Raw genomic sequence first — 14,828 nt, forward strand, 5'->3', positions numbered from 1 at the left:
CGGTGCGCGCGCGGCTTGGATAGGCAGGAGCCAAAGCCGCAAGCCCACGAGAGGAGAACCATGCAGCCCCCTTATATTCTCGCCATCGACCAGGGCACGACATCGAGCCGCTGCATCGTGTTCGATGCCGCCGCCAAGCCGATCGCGGTGGCGCAGCGCGAGTTTGCGCAGCACTATCCGGCTTCGGGCTGGGTCGAGCATGATCTGGAGGACATCTGGCAGGATGTCGTCACCGTGCTGCGCGAGGCGGTCGGCAAGGCGGGGATCGATGTCGCGGACGTTGCCGCCATCGGCATCACCAACCAGCGCGAGACGGTGGCGGTATGGGACCGCGCGACGGGCAAGCCGATCCACCGCGCCATCGTGTGGCAGGACCGGCGCACGGCGGATACGTGCGCAAGGCTCAAGGCCGACGGGGCGGAACCGCTGTTTGCCGCCAAGACCGGGCTGCTGCTCGATCCCTATTTCTCGGGCACCAAGCTCGCGTGGATCCTCGATGAAGTGGCGGGCGCGCGGGCGGCGGCGGACCGGGGGGAGCTGGCGTTCGGCACGATCGATTGCTTTCTCCTTTCCCGCCTGACGCGGGGGAAGGTGCATGCGACCGATCCGACCAATGCCTCGCGCACCTTGATGTTCGATATCGGCGCGCAGCAATGGGACGAGGAACTGCTGCGGCTGCTGCGCGTGCCCGCTTCGGTGCTGCCCGAAGTGAAGGACAATTCCCACATCTTCGGCGAGTGTGACCCGGCGATCCTTGGCCGCGCGATCCCGATTGCGGGGATGGCGGGGGACCAGCAGGCGGCGCTGTTCGGGCAGGCCTGCTTCCGCACGGGCATGACCAAATCGACCTACGGGACAGGTGCCTTCGCGCTGATGAACATCGGGAACAAGCCGATCCCTTCGAAGAAGCGCATGCTGACCACGGTGGGCTACCGCCTCAACGGCGAGACGACGTATGCGCTGGAGGGCGCGATCTTCGTGGCGGGCGCGGCGGTGAAGTGGCTGCGCGACGGCCTCAAGATCATCACGCATGCTTCCGACACGCACGACATGGCCGTGCGCGTGCCGGACAACCACGGCGTTTACATGGTGCCGGCCTTCGTCGGCCTTGGCGCGCCGCACTGGAACCCCGATGCGCGGGGGCTGATCTGCGGCCTGACGCTGGATGCGGGCGCTGGCCATATCGCTCGCGCGGCGCTGGAGTCGGTGGCGTACCAGACGCTCGACATGATCAACGCGATGCGCGAGGACGCCAATCCGGGCGATGCCGCGCTGCGGATCGATGGCGGCATGGCGGCGAACGACTGGCTGGGGCAGTTCCTGTCCGACGTGCTCGTCGCGCCGGTCGAGCGGCCGGTGAGCGTGGAGACGACGGCACTGGGCGCGGCGTTCCTCGCGGGGCTGGCGACGGGGGTGTGGAGCGACCTCGCCGCGCTGGAGGCGACATGGACGAGCGACCGCCGCTTCGAGCCGAAGATGAGCGCAAGCCTGCGCAGCGAACTCGTCGCCGGGTGGCACAAGGCGGTGGAGCGGGCGCTGCTTTGACGGGCGTGCACGCCCAACGTCTCGTCATTCCCGCGAAGGCGGGAATCCAGGGCCGGAAATGCCGCGTATGCCGCTCTGGGTCCCCGCCTTCGCGGGGGTGACGAGGAAGGGATCAGCGTCCGAAAAGGGCTGCGGCGCGGGCGAGGTCTTCGGGACGGTCTACATCAAGCGCGAGGTGCGGATCGAGCGCGACGGTTGGCGCACCCTTGAGGCGGGCGGCGCCGCCGCGGTCGCCGTCTAGGGCGGTGAGCGCGGCGAAGTGCTGCGCGCCGAAGATCGCGGGCGGCATGGTGATGCCGTCCGCCGAGGTGGCGATGCGGCCGCCGTCAAAGTGCGCGGCGAGGGCGTGGATGTGCGCCTCCGGCACAAGCGGCATATCCGCTAACGCCACCAGTACCGCGCGGGCACCGCCTGCTTGCGCGGCTGCGACGCCCAGTGCGAGCGAGCGGGCCTGAGGCGCTCCCTCTGGCTGCAAGGGAACGCATTGGAAGCCGAGCGCGAACAAGTCGGGCACGTGCGGCCCGACGACGGCGTAGCGGTTTGCAAAGGGCAGCGCGGCCAGCATTTCGGCGGCGTGGAGGGCCAGCGGCTTGCCAGCCAGCGGGGCCAGCAGCTTGGGACCACCAAAGCGTTGCGATTGGCCGCCGGCGAGCAGGACCAGCGCCAGCCTGGTAAAGTGCGCCTCAGTTGCGGGTGGGGACATGCGCGGTGGGATCGTGTCCCATCCGGCCCGGCGCGCGGCCGCTCCAGCCGGGCATGCCGGCGCAGGCCTGATAGTCCTGCACCACTTCGCCGAGGATCGACAGCGCCAGCGTGGCGGGATCGCGCGTCGCCGGGATCAGGCCGATGCCGCCGCGCAGCGTCTCGAGGCTGGCTTGCGGCACGCCGATGGTGCGCAGCCCGGCCATGCGCGCGCGGTGGGTGCGGGCACTGCCGACGGCGCCGTGGTAGAACCCGTCCTGCGCGAGCGCATGGGGGAGGAGTTCCTCTTCCCAGTCGTGATCGTGGAACAGGAAAACGAAGGCCGTCCATGGGTCACCGACCAGGGCGGGCAGCGCGGTGCGGCTGCGGAGCAGGTTGACGCCGGGTTCGACGGCGGCGTGGCGGTCGCTCGCCGGGGCATGGGCCTCGACCGCGATGCCGAAGGCGCGGGCGAGGCGGACGAGCGCGGTGAGGTCCTCGCCGTGGCCGAGCGCGATCAGGCGCAGCGGCGGGGCGTAGGCGCGCTGGAAGCCTTGTGCGCCGGGCGTGTCCGAGAGCGTCGCACCGGCTTCGTTAAGGCGCAGCACGGCGGCCTTGCGCTGGGCGGTGCGGGCAAGGACCTGCGCGAGCACGGCGGGATCGGGGCGCGGGGTGAACAGCAGATCGATGCCGCCGCCGCAGGGCAGGCGGATATCGAGATAGGGCGAGCCGATGCCGTAGCGGACGGTGCGGCCATGCCCCCGCGCCAAGACTTCCTGCGCCTCGGCGATGACGGCGGCTTCGACGCAGCCGCCGGAGAAGGATCCGGCGCTGCGGCCATCGGCAAGGACAGCCATCTGCGCACCGATCCCGCGCGAGGAGCCGCCTTCGATGCCGGTGAGCGTGACGAGGACGCCTTCAATCCCTTCGGCCGCACCTTCGACGAGGAGGCCGAGAATGCTGCGATCGTCGTGCGCGATCACTGCGTCGAGCCCGGGTATTGCAGCCGCAGCGACGCGGGGGCGCGGCATTTGCGGATGGACTCGTTGGCGAGGCGCAGGCGTTCGGCCTTGAGCGACACGCTGGTCAGCGCGAACTGGCGTTCGTGCGCGACTTCAGGGCCAGTGAACGGCTTGGTGCCGGCGGGCACGCTCTTGCCGCCGAGCACGAAGACCACGTAGTTCATCAGGTCCGCCAGCTGCGCGTTGTCGGTGATGCGGCTGTGCGCGACATTGGGGAGGCGCAGCAGGTAGGCGCGCGATTCCGGCGTGCACATGAACCAGCCCACGCGGTCCTTGATCTCGGGCAGATGCGCCGGGACCGTGGTGCCGCGCAGGCCGTGGCAGCCGGCGCAGTTCTCGATGAAGTCGCTTTGCGCGAGTTCGGGATCGACCATCATCGCGCGTGCGGCAGGGGTGATTTCCGGCGAATGGTTGTCCGGTTCAGCCGCGTTCAGCGCGCCGAGCGAGAGTGCGCCCAGCAGCGTGGCGGCGGCAAGAAGGCCTGCACGGATTGTCATACGCCGTATCTTAGCCTCGCTTGCCGCGCCGCGAAAGTCCCGTCAGGCTGTGCCGACGAGAACGGCGGTCGAGCAGTGGTACTCCATGCTCGTGGTGCCGAAGCACCAGATGACGTCATTGTTGAGCTGGGGCACGTAAAGCTGCGTCTCGCGGTCGGTGCCGTCGCAATCGCACTTGTTGCAGTAGGACTTGCCGCAGCAATCGCGGTAGGCGATCAGGTAGGCGCGGCCGTCATCAGGATTGATGCAGGTGCCGACCCACGAGACCGGCGAGTGCTCGGCGCCCGGCGGGCAGCGATTGACCGCGCCGCCGCAGCATGAGCAGAGCGAGCCGTCGATTGCGCAGTAGCGCCAGTAATCGCACTTGGTGTCGTCCTTCGACTGCGCGTTGCGGGCGAAAGTGGTCTTGGCTTCGGGGGAGCGGTCGGGCTTCGCGGCGCTGGCGCGGCTGACGGGCAGGACCGGGAACACCGGCGCGGCGACCAGCGCGAGGCCAAGCCGGGCGAGAATGCCGCGGCGCGAAGTGCCGCCGGCAAAGCGGCGGAGCAGCTTTTCGCCCATGGCGTCGGGATTGAAGGTCTTCATGAGCTTGTCCCCTGTTATGCGCTGGAACCTGAGTGAAGAAGGATGCGGGTGATCAATTGGCGACGGCCTTGAGCTTGCCGATGTAGTCCTGGACCGACTGGATGCCCATTTCGTGGGCGATGATCAGGCTTTCGAGGTGCTCGCGGCTGTTGACGAGGCCCTTGGAGAGGATCGTGCCGTGCTCGTCCATCAGGACGGCATAGGGCAGCTTGGCCACTTCATAGGCCTGGCCGACCTCGGGACCGTTGATGAACTGATAGCCGCCAAGACTGTGCTCGGCGATCATCTGGCGCTGCGCGGCGGCATCGTCGTCGCCGATGAAGACGAGCTGGACGCGTTCATCGCGGGCGAAGGATTTCGCCATCGGGATGAGGTTCTTGCACAGCGGGCACGAAGGCGAGACGAACATCAGCAGGCGCAGCGGCACGCCGTGCTGGTGGCCGCCGACGGTGACCTTCTGGCCATCGAGCGTGGTTGCCGGGATCGCCGCGGCGGCGCTGCCGACCGAGGGGCCGGCGGAGGTGGTCAAGGCTCCGGCGGGGGCGACGCGCATGTGCAGCACGCCGACCTGACGGGCCAGCGCGAGCAGCGCGGTCACCAGCAGGAGGATGACAATCCACGACAGGACCGTCGAGACGAGCAGGGCTTGCAGCATTCGGTTACCTCCGCTGAGCGGCAAGCGGCGATGCCGCCAGCGCCCCGATGGCGTTGAAAAGCAGATAGAGCAGGTAGATGGTGATGCCCCCGGCCATGGCGATTGCACTGTCGACCAGATTGAGCCCGATGTCCGGAACCGTACCGAGATAGGGAAGGAGCAACGCGGCCAGCAGCACGTTGCGAACCACGAGCAGCCAGCTGAGCGGCTGCCGGAGATCGGACCTTCCACACCCGCAGTCAATTTCCCGGCGACCACGCGCGATGTTGATCCCCATGGCAATTGCAAAGAGCAGGAGCAGCGCCATGGCCACTGGCGCGAAATGGCTGGCGTGGTCCAGCATCAGGGCAAGCCCGACCCACAACTCCGCAATAGGCAGCAGCAAGGCGGCCGGTGCGATCAGAAAGCCGGGCAGGAGGCGGTAGTTGGCGAGCACACCGGCGAAGAGCTGCGTGTTGCGAAGCTTCGGAACGGCGGCCTGCATGAACACGAGACCGACACCCAGCGAAGCCGCATAGCCAAGCACGCCGAGCTGCGCTGCGCCCAGTACGGCCAAAGTCGAGGCACCCCCGTCTGCCATCAGGGCTCCAGCGTCCGGATCACGCCGCCGCCCGATTTCTCGAGCTTGAACTTCTCCTCGCCGGTCTTGGCATCGAGAATGTAGAGCGCGCCGCTACCACCCGCACCCGCCGAGCCTGAGACGATCAGCTTGGCATTGGGTTCCTGCGTGACGGCGATTTCCTCCGCCGGATCCTCAAGCGGGATGCGCTTGACGACCTTCTTGGCCGCGACATCGAGTTCCCAGATCTCGGTGCCGGGTTCCTTGTGGGTCCAGTATTCGCCGGTGTGCATCAGCACAAAAGCGTGGCCGGTGCCGGAGTGATACGCAAGACCCTGACGGCCGCCGGGATACCAGTGCACGTCGAGCGGTTTGGTATCGGCAGGCGAGACCCCGGCCGCGGCCTGGATCGAGAAGGGTTCGGAGATGGTCGGCGTGGCGCCGAGCTTCACGGTGTAGACTTGGCCGGTGTAAGTCAGGAACACGGCTTCCTGCTTCACGCCGTCGTAGCCGAAGTTGTCGAAGATCGGATCGTTGGTGGCCGAGAAGAACGGCGCCGAACGCGTGATCTCGGGCTTGGCGGCGGCGACCTTGACCGTGGCGAGCGAGCCGTCCGAGCAGAGTGCCGAAAAGCCGACGCCGGTGACGGGCATCAGGCTGGCGCAGCCGGGCAGCTCGATCTTCTTGACGAACTTGCCCTTGGTGAGATCGACCACGTTGACCGAGGAGGCCGGGTCGAGATTGTAGACGTAGGCCGTCTTGCCCGCATCGGCGATGACGAAGTTGAACTTGCGCCCGCCGATCAGGATGCGGCCGGGGATGGTGATTTCCGACTTCAGCTTGAGCGTGGCGGAATCATAGACCGTGATCATGTCCTGCCGCGTGCCGCGCAAGCCCTTGCTCCAGATGCTTTCGGCGACGTAGTAGGCCTTGCCGTTCGGATCGAGCCCGAGATCGGAGAGGTGCGACGTCTCGACCTGTCCGAGCATCTTGCCCGTATCCGTATCATAGATGGTGGTGCCGGGCGCAACGAAACCACGCTCTACGAAAACCCAGCTGGGCTTGGGCGCCGATAGCGTGACGGCTTCGAGCTCTGGATCCGGCTGCAGCGGATCGGCTGCGTTCGCGGCATTGGCCGAGCCGAGCAGAGCCAGCGCACAGAGGGCTGCAGCGCTGTACCTGGCGCGGGCGGAAAGCGATGATTTGCGCTGAACCTTCATCATTTTCATCTGGCCTGGCCCCTTTTGCCTGAAACCCTGAAACTTGCGATTTTCCCTGTTCCCGCAACCCGTTCGCGCAATGGGAAATGCGTTCGGACAGCGAGCCTGCCGCCATGCCTTGTGCGGCTGCAATAAAGTTTTGACGGGTGTCCAGTTTTAGTCAAGCGCTTTGTCGCGCTTTTTCCGTCCGTTGTGCGAACGACCGCGGCGCGCGTCGATCCGATGGATTGCGCAGCAGGCAACGGGCAAAAGAAAACCATCGACATCACGCAGACTCGCATCGCGGCGTGCTTGGCGCGCCGGCTCCGTTCAATGCTGGCTCCTGCGGTGCTGCGGCGTCGGCCCAGCCTGGACCCCGCGCAGCCTTATGGCTTGCCGGCAATCTGCGCCGGTGTGATCGACTTTGCAAGCATGACCATCGCTTCGGCGGCGATAGCCGTGATCTGCGGCATCTTGGCGGCCCACGGCTTCTCGAAGCCGAGAAACGGCGTGGTGCCTTCCATCGAGGCGCTGACATAGAGCGCGAGCGTGTGGACCTCGTCCGGCGAGAGCGCCGGGTTGAGTTCGACGAGCACCTCGCCGATGAAATCGTGCACGCGCTGGTAAAAGGCGCGGACGCGGTCGGCGACGAAGGCGTTGTGGTTGGCAAGCGCCCACAGCTCGGTGAACAGGCGCGTAGTGCGCTTGCCGGCTATATCGTCGAGGCAGAGCTTGACGATCAGGCGCAGGCGGTCCTCGGGCGAGATATCGGGGCGGCGGACTTCGCTTTCGAGCAGCTTGTCATAGCTCTCCAGCAGATCGTCCAGCATGATCTTGATCAGCAATTCCTTGCGCGGGAAATGGTAGCTGACATTGCCGACCTTCATCCCGCAGGCGCTGGCGATGCGGCGGATGGTGAAGGCGCTGGCGCCTTCCTCGATCAGCACATCGTGCGCGGCCTTGAGAATGGTGCCGACCGTTTCGGTGCCGCGCGCATACGTGCCGGGGCGGGGGCCGGTGGCCATGGCCTCGTCGGCAGCGATACTATCAGCACGGGGCTCCGCGGCCAGGGTATCGGTATTACGCGCCATCCCCTTCGCGTAGCACGCGGCGCGGACCCCCACCAGAGCGCCTTTCCGGGAAATCGCTCTTGACGGAATCCGCAAGTTTGGCCAGACTTTTGGGGTTAATATCAAATATCTGATAGTATTGTGTTATTACTCGGCCATGCGCTGTTCGATACCAAGTTGTCGTCGACAGCAGGACTGGCTCGCATCATTCCCGAATGGGCCGGACGGGCACAGCGCTGCCGCCGGCGTCTCGAAAGGACCGCAATGGCGATCTCGTTGACCGTGAACCGCAAACCGCGCACCGTGGATGTCGAAGCCGACAAGCCGCTGCTGTGGGTGCTGCGCGAGGACCTCAATATGCCGGGCACCAAGTTCGGCTGCGGCGCGGGGCTGTGCGGGGCCTGCACCGTGATCCTGAACGGCGAGGCGGTGCGCTCGTGCCAGACGCCGCTGGCGGACGCCGCGGGCAAGGATATCGTGACGATCGAGGGCGTGACCGCTTCGCCGGTCGGCGCCAAGGTGGTCGAGGCCTGGACCAATCTCGACGTGCCGCAGTGCGGCTATTGCCAGGCCGGGCAGATCATGTCGGCCACCGCGATGCTGACGGCCAACCCCAAGCCCTCCGCCGATGAAGTGACCGCCGGGATGGCGGGCAACATCTGCCGCTGCGCGACCTATCTGCGCATCCAGAAGGCGATTGCCGAAGCGAGCAAGGCCATATCGGGAGCTGCCGCATGAACGCCGTCTCCGTTTCCCGCCGCTCGTTCCTTGCCGCCTCGCTGGCGGGCGGGGCCGCGTTGACCTTCGAGGCCAGGCTGGCGTTCGCCGCCGCGCCGGGTGCTGCGGCGCCGGCGATGCTGGGCGTGTTCGTGAGCATCGCGCCGGACAACACGGTGACGATCCTCGCGAAGAACCCGGAGATCGGGCAGGGCGTGAAGACCATGCTGCCGATGCTGATCGCCGAAGAGCTCGACGTCGCGTGGAGCCAGGTGAAGATCCAGCAGGCCGACGACAATGCGGACAAGTATGGCCCGCAGTTTGCCGGCGGTTCGATGACGACGCCGCTCAACTGGCTGCCCGCGCGGCAGGCCGGGGCGGGGGCGCGGGCGATGCTGGTGGCGGCTGCCGCGCAGCAGTGGGGCGTGCCGGTTGCCAGCCTGACGACGGCGGATGGCAAGGTGATGCATGCGGCGAGCGGGCGTTCGGCGACCTATGCCGCGCTCGCTTCGGCGGCAGCGAAGATGCCGGCGCCGGACCTCGAGAAGGTGGCGCTGAAGGACCCCAAGAGCTTCAAGATCATCGGCAAGTCGCGGCCCGGTGTCGATACGCCGGCGATCGTGCGGGGCGAGCCGCTGTTCGGGATCGATGCCCATCCTGCAGGCATGCTCTATGCCGCGATGGTCAAGTGCCCGGTGATCAGCGGCACCTTGAAGAGCTTCGACGATGCTGCCGTCCGCAAGGAGAAGGGCGTGCTGGCGGTGGTGCCGATCACCGATGGCGAGATCCCGGCGGGCAAGCACAATGCCGTTGCCATCGTGGGCGACAGCTGGTGGCGCGTCCACAAGGCGCGCGAGAAGCTGGCGGCGGTGTGGGATACGGCGGGCTTCGACGGCTACTCGACCGAGGGCTATGCCGCGCAGGCCAAGGCACTGCTGGGCGCTGCTCCGGCCAAGGACCTGTTCAAGGCGGGCAATGCCGATGCCGCGCTGGCCAAGGCGGCCAAGGTGGTGACGGCGGACTATGCCTATCCGTTCCTCGCGCATGCCACGCTCGAGCCGCAGAACTGCACGGCGCTGTGGCATTCGGACGGCAAGCTGGAGTTCTGGGCGCCGACGCAGGATCCCGCGACCGCGCGCGGCGATATCGCCAAGGTGCTGGGGATCGATCCGGCGTCGATGACGATCCACATGACGCGGATCGGCGGCGGCTTCGGGCGGCGCCTGATGAGCGACTTCATGATCCAGACCGCCTGCATCGCTAAGGCGGTGCCGGGCCGTCCGGTCAAGCTGCTCTATGACCGGACCGACGACCTGAGGAACGACTACTTCCGCCCCGGCGGTTGGCACCGGATGACCGCGGGCGTCGATGCGAGCGGCGCGCTGGTGGCGCTCAAGGACCACTTCATCACCTTCGGCGAGAACGGCAAGCCGATGCGCGCGGCGGGGATGCTGGCGAGCGAATTCCCGGGACCGGCGCTGGCGGACGTGCATTATGGCATGTCGCTGCTCAAGACGAACCTGACAACCGGGTGGCTGCGCGCGCCGACGTCGAACGCGGTGGCCTTCGTGTTCCAGGGCTTCCTTGACGAAGTGGCCGAAGCGGCGGGGACGGACCTGCCCTCGCTGATGATCAAGACCTTGGGCGCGCCGCGCTCGTTCCCCTCGTCGGACCCGGATGAGCCTGCCTTCAACACGGGCCGCGCGCGCGGTGTGGTGGAAGCGGTGTGCAAGTTTGCGGGCTGGACGGGCAAGCGTTCGACGACGCCGGGCAAGGGGCGCGGGTTCGGGTTCTACTTCAGCCACCGCGGATACTTTGCCGAAGTGGTCGACCTGACGGTCACCGATGGGCAGATCACCATCGACAAGGTGTGGGTGGCTGGCGACATCGGCAGCCAGGTGATCAACCCGATGGGCGCCGAGCACCAGATGCAAGGCGCGGTGATCGACGGCATCGCGCAGGCGATGGTGTGGCAGCCGACCGAGCAGAAGGCGGGTGCGATCACGACCGAGAACTTCGGCGATTTCCCGCTGATCCGCATCAACCAGACGCCGGGCGAAGTCGCCTTGACCTGGGTGGTGACCGACAATCCGCCGACGGGTCTGGGCGAACCGACCCTGCCGCCGGTGATCCCGGCGATTGCCAATGCGATCAAGGATGCGACGGGCAAGCGGCTGCGAAGCTTGCCGCTGACTTTGGCGTAACTCGCTCTTTTTGCGGGACTTTGCAGACCCCTCCTGCTGTGGCGGGAGGGGTTTCGCGCAGAGACGCGAAAGGGACGCAGAGAGCGCCAGAAGGGTGGTTTTGGGGCACCGCCGCGCAGCGGCTCTTGGCTCGGTGATTTTGGAAGGAGGCCTGCGGCGCAGCGGGATGTCTCTGCCTCTCTGTCTTTGTTTCCTCCGCGTCTCTGCGTGAAACCTGCTCGATTGCTGGCGGGGCGCGTGGGGGGTGTCTCGACTTCGCTCGACACGAACGGTCCCCTCGGCTTCGGTCGGCACGAACGGCCCCTCGACTGCGCTCGGGGCGAACGGGGCTGGGGGAAGTGGTCCTTCCGCCTTGTTGGATTTGCGGGCGCGGCGCTTCGGGCGATGGGCAGTTGGGTTGATCGCGCGACCGGTGCGGCGCCTGCACTGGCGCTGCGGGGAGGGCGTCGTGTTCCGCGCAGGTGCGAGTGGCCGGATGGGCAGAAGAGGTCCGGCGCAGCCATTTGGTCGATCATGGCCCGGGACCGGGGTAGCGGCTCGCGTGCGTGCCGGTCTTTGCTCGCACCGGGACGAAGCCGATGGGAGCCATGATCTGCGTGCTGGCGCGGTAGATTGCCTGGCCAAGGACTTGGGGGAGACCGCCCCACCTTGAACCCGCAGCCCGCACCGGTCGCGTTGGCGTTTTACGGCCAAAGGAGCGAGGGCGAGGCCGGCCTAGCCTGCTCCCGATCTGGGCGGAGCGTATAACCTATATGGTTCGTTTTGTCAAGGGTGGAGGCACATAGCTTCGTCATTCCAGCGCAGGCGGGAATCCAGGGGTGCTGGCGCTGCGTTTGCCGCTCTGGATTCCCGCCTGCGCGGGAATGACGAGGGTGTTGGCAGAGGGGGATTTCGTTGCCACGGAGCCCAGTCCGGGGTGGCGGGGTCATGATGAGATCAGGTGCCTGCACCCCTGATGTCGCTGGCCCACCCCTAACCCCTCCCGCATGCGGGAGGGGAACTGAAGACGTGGCCCTCAAATTGTCGGGGGGTATCTGGTCAGAAAAGAAACCCCTCGCGGCCGGGACCGCGAGGGGCTCACTTTTGCCGAATGGCACGATCCGCGGATCAGTAGCGGTAGCCCAGCTTGAGCCCGAAGAACTGCGGGCGGATCGGGAACGTGCGGGAAGAGCCCGCGCAGACCGCGATCGAGCAGAACGTGTTGCGCGTCAGCTCGCCGCGCCGGTCGAACGCATTCTGGATGAAGATATCCGCCGTCCAGTTGTCCTTGCGGAGACCGGCGCCGAAATCGAAGCTGACGAAGCCGGCCGTGTTGCCCAGCGCCGCATTGTTGGCCTCGTTCAGATCCTGCGTCGCACCGGTCTGGTAAAGCGCCGCGCCCTGCAGGTAGGCCTTCATCGATCCGAAGTCGGTATCGTAGCGGATCGTGGTCGTCCCCTTGAACTTGGGCTGGCGCGGCAACCGGGTGCCATTCTTCGCCGCCAGGGTCGGCGTCAGGATGTTGCTGCTGGCATCGGGATTGTCGAACAGGTCGCCATTGACGTCGATGTAGCTGCCCGCTTCGCCTGCAGGGGCGCATGACGACAGCTGCGAGATCGTGCCCTTGATGCGATCGGCGAAGAAGTTGCAGAAGTTGCCCTTCAGCTTGCCATCGTTGAACGCACCGCTAGAGCTGATAGTCATCTTGCCGAGCTTGAGTTCGGCGTCGTACTCGATGCCCTTGACTTCGGCCTTGCCCGCATTGCCGGTGTAGCCGGCGCCCTGCGCGCCGGGGATGACGAGGCCGTACTGGATGTTGTTCCACTTCTCGAGATAGATCGCGGCGTTCAAGCGGAACACGTTGTTGAACGTGCCCTTGAAGCCGATCTCGAAGTTGGTCAGCGTCTCGGACTTGAACGGCGGCGCGGCGACCACGGCCTGCGGCAGGGTATCGGTGGCGCGCAGGCGCAGCGGGCGGCTGTAGCCACCAGGACGGAAGCCGGTCGAGTAGTTGAAATAGAGCAGCTTCTGATCGGCGAACTGCCAATCGACCACGACCTTGTGCGTCTGGCCCTGTTCGCTGTAGCGGCCGATGCTTTCGGGATCGAGCGCGTTGGTGTTGCGGCACTGCAGGCGCGGGCCGGTGAGCGGCAGCGGGCAGCCGACCGCGCCGGTTGGCAGGAAGATCGACGGTGCGATGGCCGCCGATGCGCCGACCCCCTGGAAGCCGACCACCTGGTAGTCGGTCCAGAAGTAGCGGATGCCGCCGGTGATCTTCACCTTGGGCAGGATGTTGTAGTGCGCTTCGGCGAAGACCGCCGTGTCGTGGTACAGCGTATCGAATTCTTCGAGGTAATAGGCATCGCCGCGCACCGCAGGCGTGCCGAGGATCATCGTGCCGCCCTGAGCCTGCGGAATGCCGAAACCGGCGGGATTGTTGTCGCCGCCGCCCGATTCCGTATAGCCGACGATCTGATCGAGGCCGCGGATGGCGTAGTTGTTGTCGGTCTGGTTCTTCTGGCGCTGGTAGAACGCGCCGACGGTCACGTCGAACGGCCAGGTCTTGGGCGTGGTGAGACGCACTTCCTGGGTGAACTTCTTGTTCTGCTGGACCGTGTGGTAATACTGGTTCGGATTGAGCAGCGTGGTGCAGCGCAGGGATGCGCCCGATCCGGTGCAGCCGGACTTGTCGAAGAACTGCAGGTAGTTCTCGTAGCCCGCGCCGAAGCTGTCATAGGTGACAGTGTAGTAGGTGTAGTCGTTGTTGATCTTGCGGTTGCGGTAGTAATAGCCGGTCGCCGAGACGAGATCGAAATCGCCGATGTGGCCATGCACGGTGAGCGCGGCCTGCACCCACTTGTCGTCATTGCGCGTCAGGTCATAATCGTGGACCTGAAGATCGCCGACGCGCGGGTCAAAGCCGAAATAGCCGTAGGAAATCTGGCGCTGTGCGGTGGCAGACGGCGTGACTTCCCAGCCGTCCGCAACGTCCCAGAGCATCGAGAGGCGGCCGCCGTATTCGTAGACGGGGTTGTAGTCCTTCTTGGCGATCGCCGCGTTGCTGAGGTTGAAGAACGTGGCCGGGTTGTCGTCGCCGAGATTGAGCACGGCAGGGCGCGGATCCGGCTGAAGCGGGTTGTCGCTCGTGCCGCTGATGAACTGGCCCTTGTTGTCGGTATTGTCGATGTAGCCGCCTTCCTTGCGGTAGTAGCCCATCGCACGGATCGCGAGGCGGTCGCTCACCGGAATGTTGATGTACGACTTGATCGTGCCGCCGTAGCCGCCCTTGCCAAACTTGTTGACTTCGCTGTCGGCCCCGAATTCGAACTTGCCGATCTTGGGCTTGGCGGTGATGAAGCGCAGCACGCCCGCGAGTGAACCGGCGCCGAACAGGGTGCCTTGCGGACCGGAAAGCGCCTCGAGCCGCTCCATGTCATAGACCTGGATATCGGGCACTTCCTGGCCGGTGATCGGGATTTCGTCGAGATAGTAGCCGACCGAGGCATAGGCGCCGCCGGCGGGCACGATGCCGCGGAAATAGACTTCGTTGCGGCCCGGCCCGATGCCGGCGAACGAGACCGACGGGAGCAAGGCGGCATAATCCTGCAAGCCCTTGACCTGGCGCTGGGCGAGGAAATCGGACGAGAGGGCCTGGATCGCGATCGGAACCTTCTGGACGCTTTCGGCCTTGCGCGTGGCGGTGACGATGATCTCGTCGAAGCCGCCGGTGGAATTGGTGGTGGCCGTGTCATCTGCCGGAGTGGCCTGCGGCGCGGGGGCTTCCTGCGCGAACGCGGCGTAGGGTGCGGCGATGCCGGTGAGAATCGTGGAAAGGCACAGCGCCCTCAGCGCTTGCGACCGGCGACCGGATTTATCTGTCATGACCTGTAAGGCTCCCTGTTCTGGGTACTCGGTATTCGCAAAAGGCTCCTTCGTGTCCGTTCCTGCAAACCGGCCTTAGGCCGCACGAGTCGCTGCGTGGGCAGCGACACCACCAGAGCGTTCCCCCTGCAGATTTGCAGTGACGGAAAACCCATGAGCCATGGCCGCTTAGCGACCTCTGGCCGACCGCGCGGGAAGCGCGGCGTGATCGTTTCAAATGTAACCCCTGTCCG

General features: G+C 66.1%; 12 protein-coding genes. 3 read left to right on the plus strand and 9 right to left on the minus strand.

Annotated elements, in window-relative coordinates; all coding sequences use genetic code 11:
- The first annotated feature begins 60 nt into the window (after positions 1 to 60).
- Positions 61 to 1,545 carry a glycerol kinase GlpK gene (gene glpK / locus NDB2M1_RS06640; RefSeq protein WP_072380687.1) on the plus strand — a complete coding sequence of 495 codons (1,485 nt, stop codon included), beginning with the start codon at positions 61 to 63 and terminating at the stop codon, positions 1,543 to 1,545.
- A gap of 112 nt (positions 1,546 to 1,657) precedes the next feature.
- Here glpK and NDB2M1_RS06645 read toward each other — a convergent pair whose 3' ends face one another.
- The 8 genes from NDB2M1_RS06645 to NDB2M1_RS06680 form a co-directional block, all read right to left on the minus strand.
- Complete coding sequence (locus NDB2M1_RS06645; RefSeq protein WP_072380689.1) at positions 1,658 to 2,248, minus strand: nucleotidyltransferase family protein; 591 nt, start codon at positions 2,246 to 2,248, stop codon at positions 1,658 to 1,660.
- A complete protein-coding gene (locus NDB2M1_RS06650; protein ID WP_083554697.1) occupies positions 2,229 to 3,257 on the minus strand; it encodes an XdhC family protein in 1,029 nt (342 codons plus the stop codon). Before NDB2M1_RS06650 ends, NDB2M1_RS06645 begins: the two co-directional genes overlap by 20 nt.
- A complete protein-coding gene (locus NDB2M1_RS06655; protein WP_072380693.1) occupies positions 3,206 to 3,745 on the minus strand; it encodes a cytochrome c family protein in 540 nt (179 codons plus the stop codon). The genes NDB2M1_RS06650 and NDB2M1_RS06655 overlap by 52 nt, the downstream gene beginning before the upstream one ends.
- 42 nt (positions 3,746 to 3,787) lie before the next feature.
- Positions 3,788 to 4,330: a methylamine dehydrogenase light chain gene (locus NDB2M1_RS06660; protein WP_054120490.1), complete on the minus strand. Its 543-nt coding sequence runs from the start codon at positions 4,328 to 4,330 to the stop codon at positions 3,788 to 3,790.
- A 52-nt stretch (positions 4,331 to 4,382) separates the two neighbouring features.
- Positions 4,383 to 4,985, minus strand: coding sequence for a thioredoxin domain-containing protein (locus tag NDB2M1_RS06665; RefSeq protein WP_072380695.1), 603 nt, complete (start codon positions 4,983 to 4,985; stop codon positions 4,383 to 4,385).
- A gap of 4 nt (positions 4,986 to 4,989) precedes the next feature.
- Complete coding sequence (locus tag NDB2M1_RS06670) at positions 4,990 to 5,565, minus strand: MauE/DoxX family redox-associated membrane protein (protein WP_054120492.1); 576 nt, start codon at positions 5,563 to 5,565, stop codon at positions 4,990 to 4,992.
- Positions 5,565 to 6,773, minus strand: coding sequence for an amine dehydrogenase large subunit (locus tag NDB2M1_RS06675; protein ID WP_072380697.1), 1,209 nt, complete (start codon positions 6,771 to 6,773; stop codon positions 5,565 to 5,567). The genes NDB2M1_RS06670 and NDB2M1_RS06675 overlap by 1 nt, the downstream gene beginning before the upstream one ends.
- A gap of 356 nt (positions 6,774 to 7,129) precedes the next feature.
- Positions 7,130 to 7,768, minus strand: a complete 639-nt coding sequence (locus NDB2M1_RS06680) for a TetR/AcrR family transcriptional regulator (protein WP_072380852.1) — start codon at positions 7,766 to 7,768, stop codon at positions 7,130 to 7,132.
- A 309-nt stretch (positions 7,769 to 8,077) separates the two neighbouring features.
- Here NDB2M1_RS06680 and NDB2M1_RS06685 point away from each other — a divergent pair, with 309 nt between their 5' ends.
- Together NDB2M1_RS06685 and NDB2M1_RS06690 are read left to right on the plus strand one after the other, a co-directional pair.
- On the plus strand, positions 8,078 to 8,551 hold the full coding sequence (locus NDB2M1_RS06685; RefSeq protein ID WP_054120494.1) for a (2Fe-2S)-binding protein: 474 nt from the start codon (positions 8,078 to 8,080) through the stop codon (positions 8,549 to 8,551).
- Entirely contained in the window at positions 8,548 to 10,734 is a 2,187-nt protein-coding gene (locus tag NDB2M1_RS06690; RefSeq protein WP_072380699.1) for a xanthine dehydrogenase family protein molybdopterin-binding subunit, read from the plus strand. Before NDB2M1_RS06685 ends, NDB2M1_RS06690 begins: the two co-directional genes overlap by 4 nt.
- 1,107 nt (positions 10,735 to 11,841) lie before the next feature.
- On the opposite strand, the gene NDB2M1_RS06695 is transcribed toward NDB2M1_RS06690, so the two are convergent.
- Positions 11,842 to 14,595, minus strand: a complete 2,754-nt coding sequence (locus NDB2M1_RS06695) for a TonB-dependent receptor (protein ID WP_171955333.1) — start codon at positions 14,593 to 14,595, stop codon at positions 11,842 to 11,844.
- Positions 14,596 to 14,828: the final 233 nt, after the last annotated feature.

It is taken from the genome of Novosphingobium sp. NDB2Meth1, from assembly GCF_900117425.1.
Taxonomy (GTDB): domain Bacteria; phylum Pseudomonadota; class Alphaproteobacteria; order Sphingomonadales; family Sphingomonadaceae; genus Novosphingobium.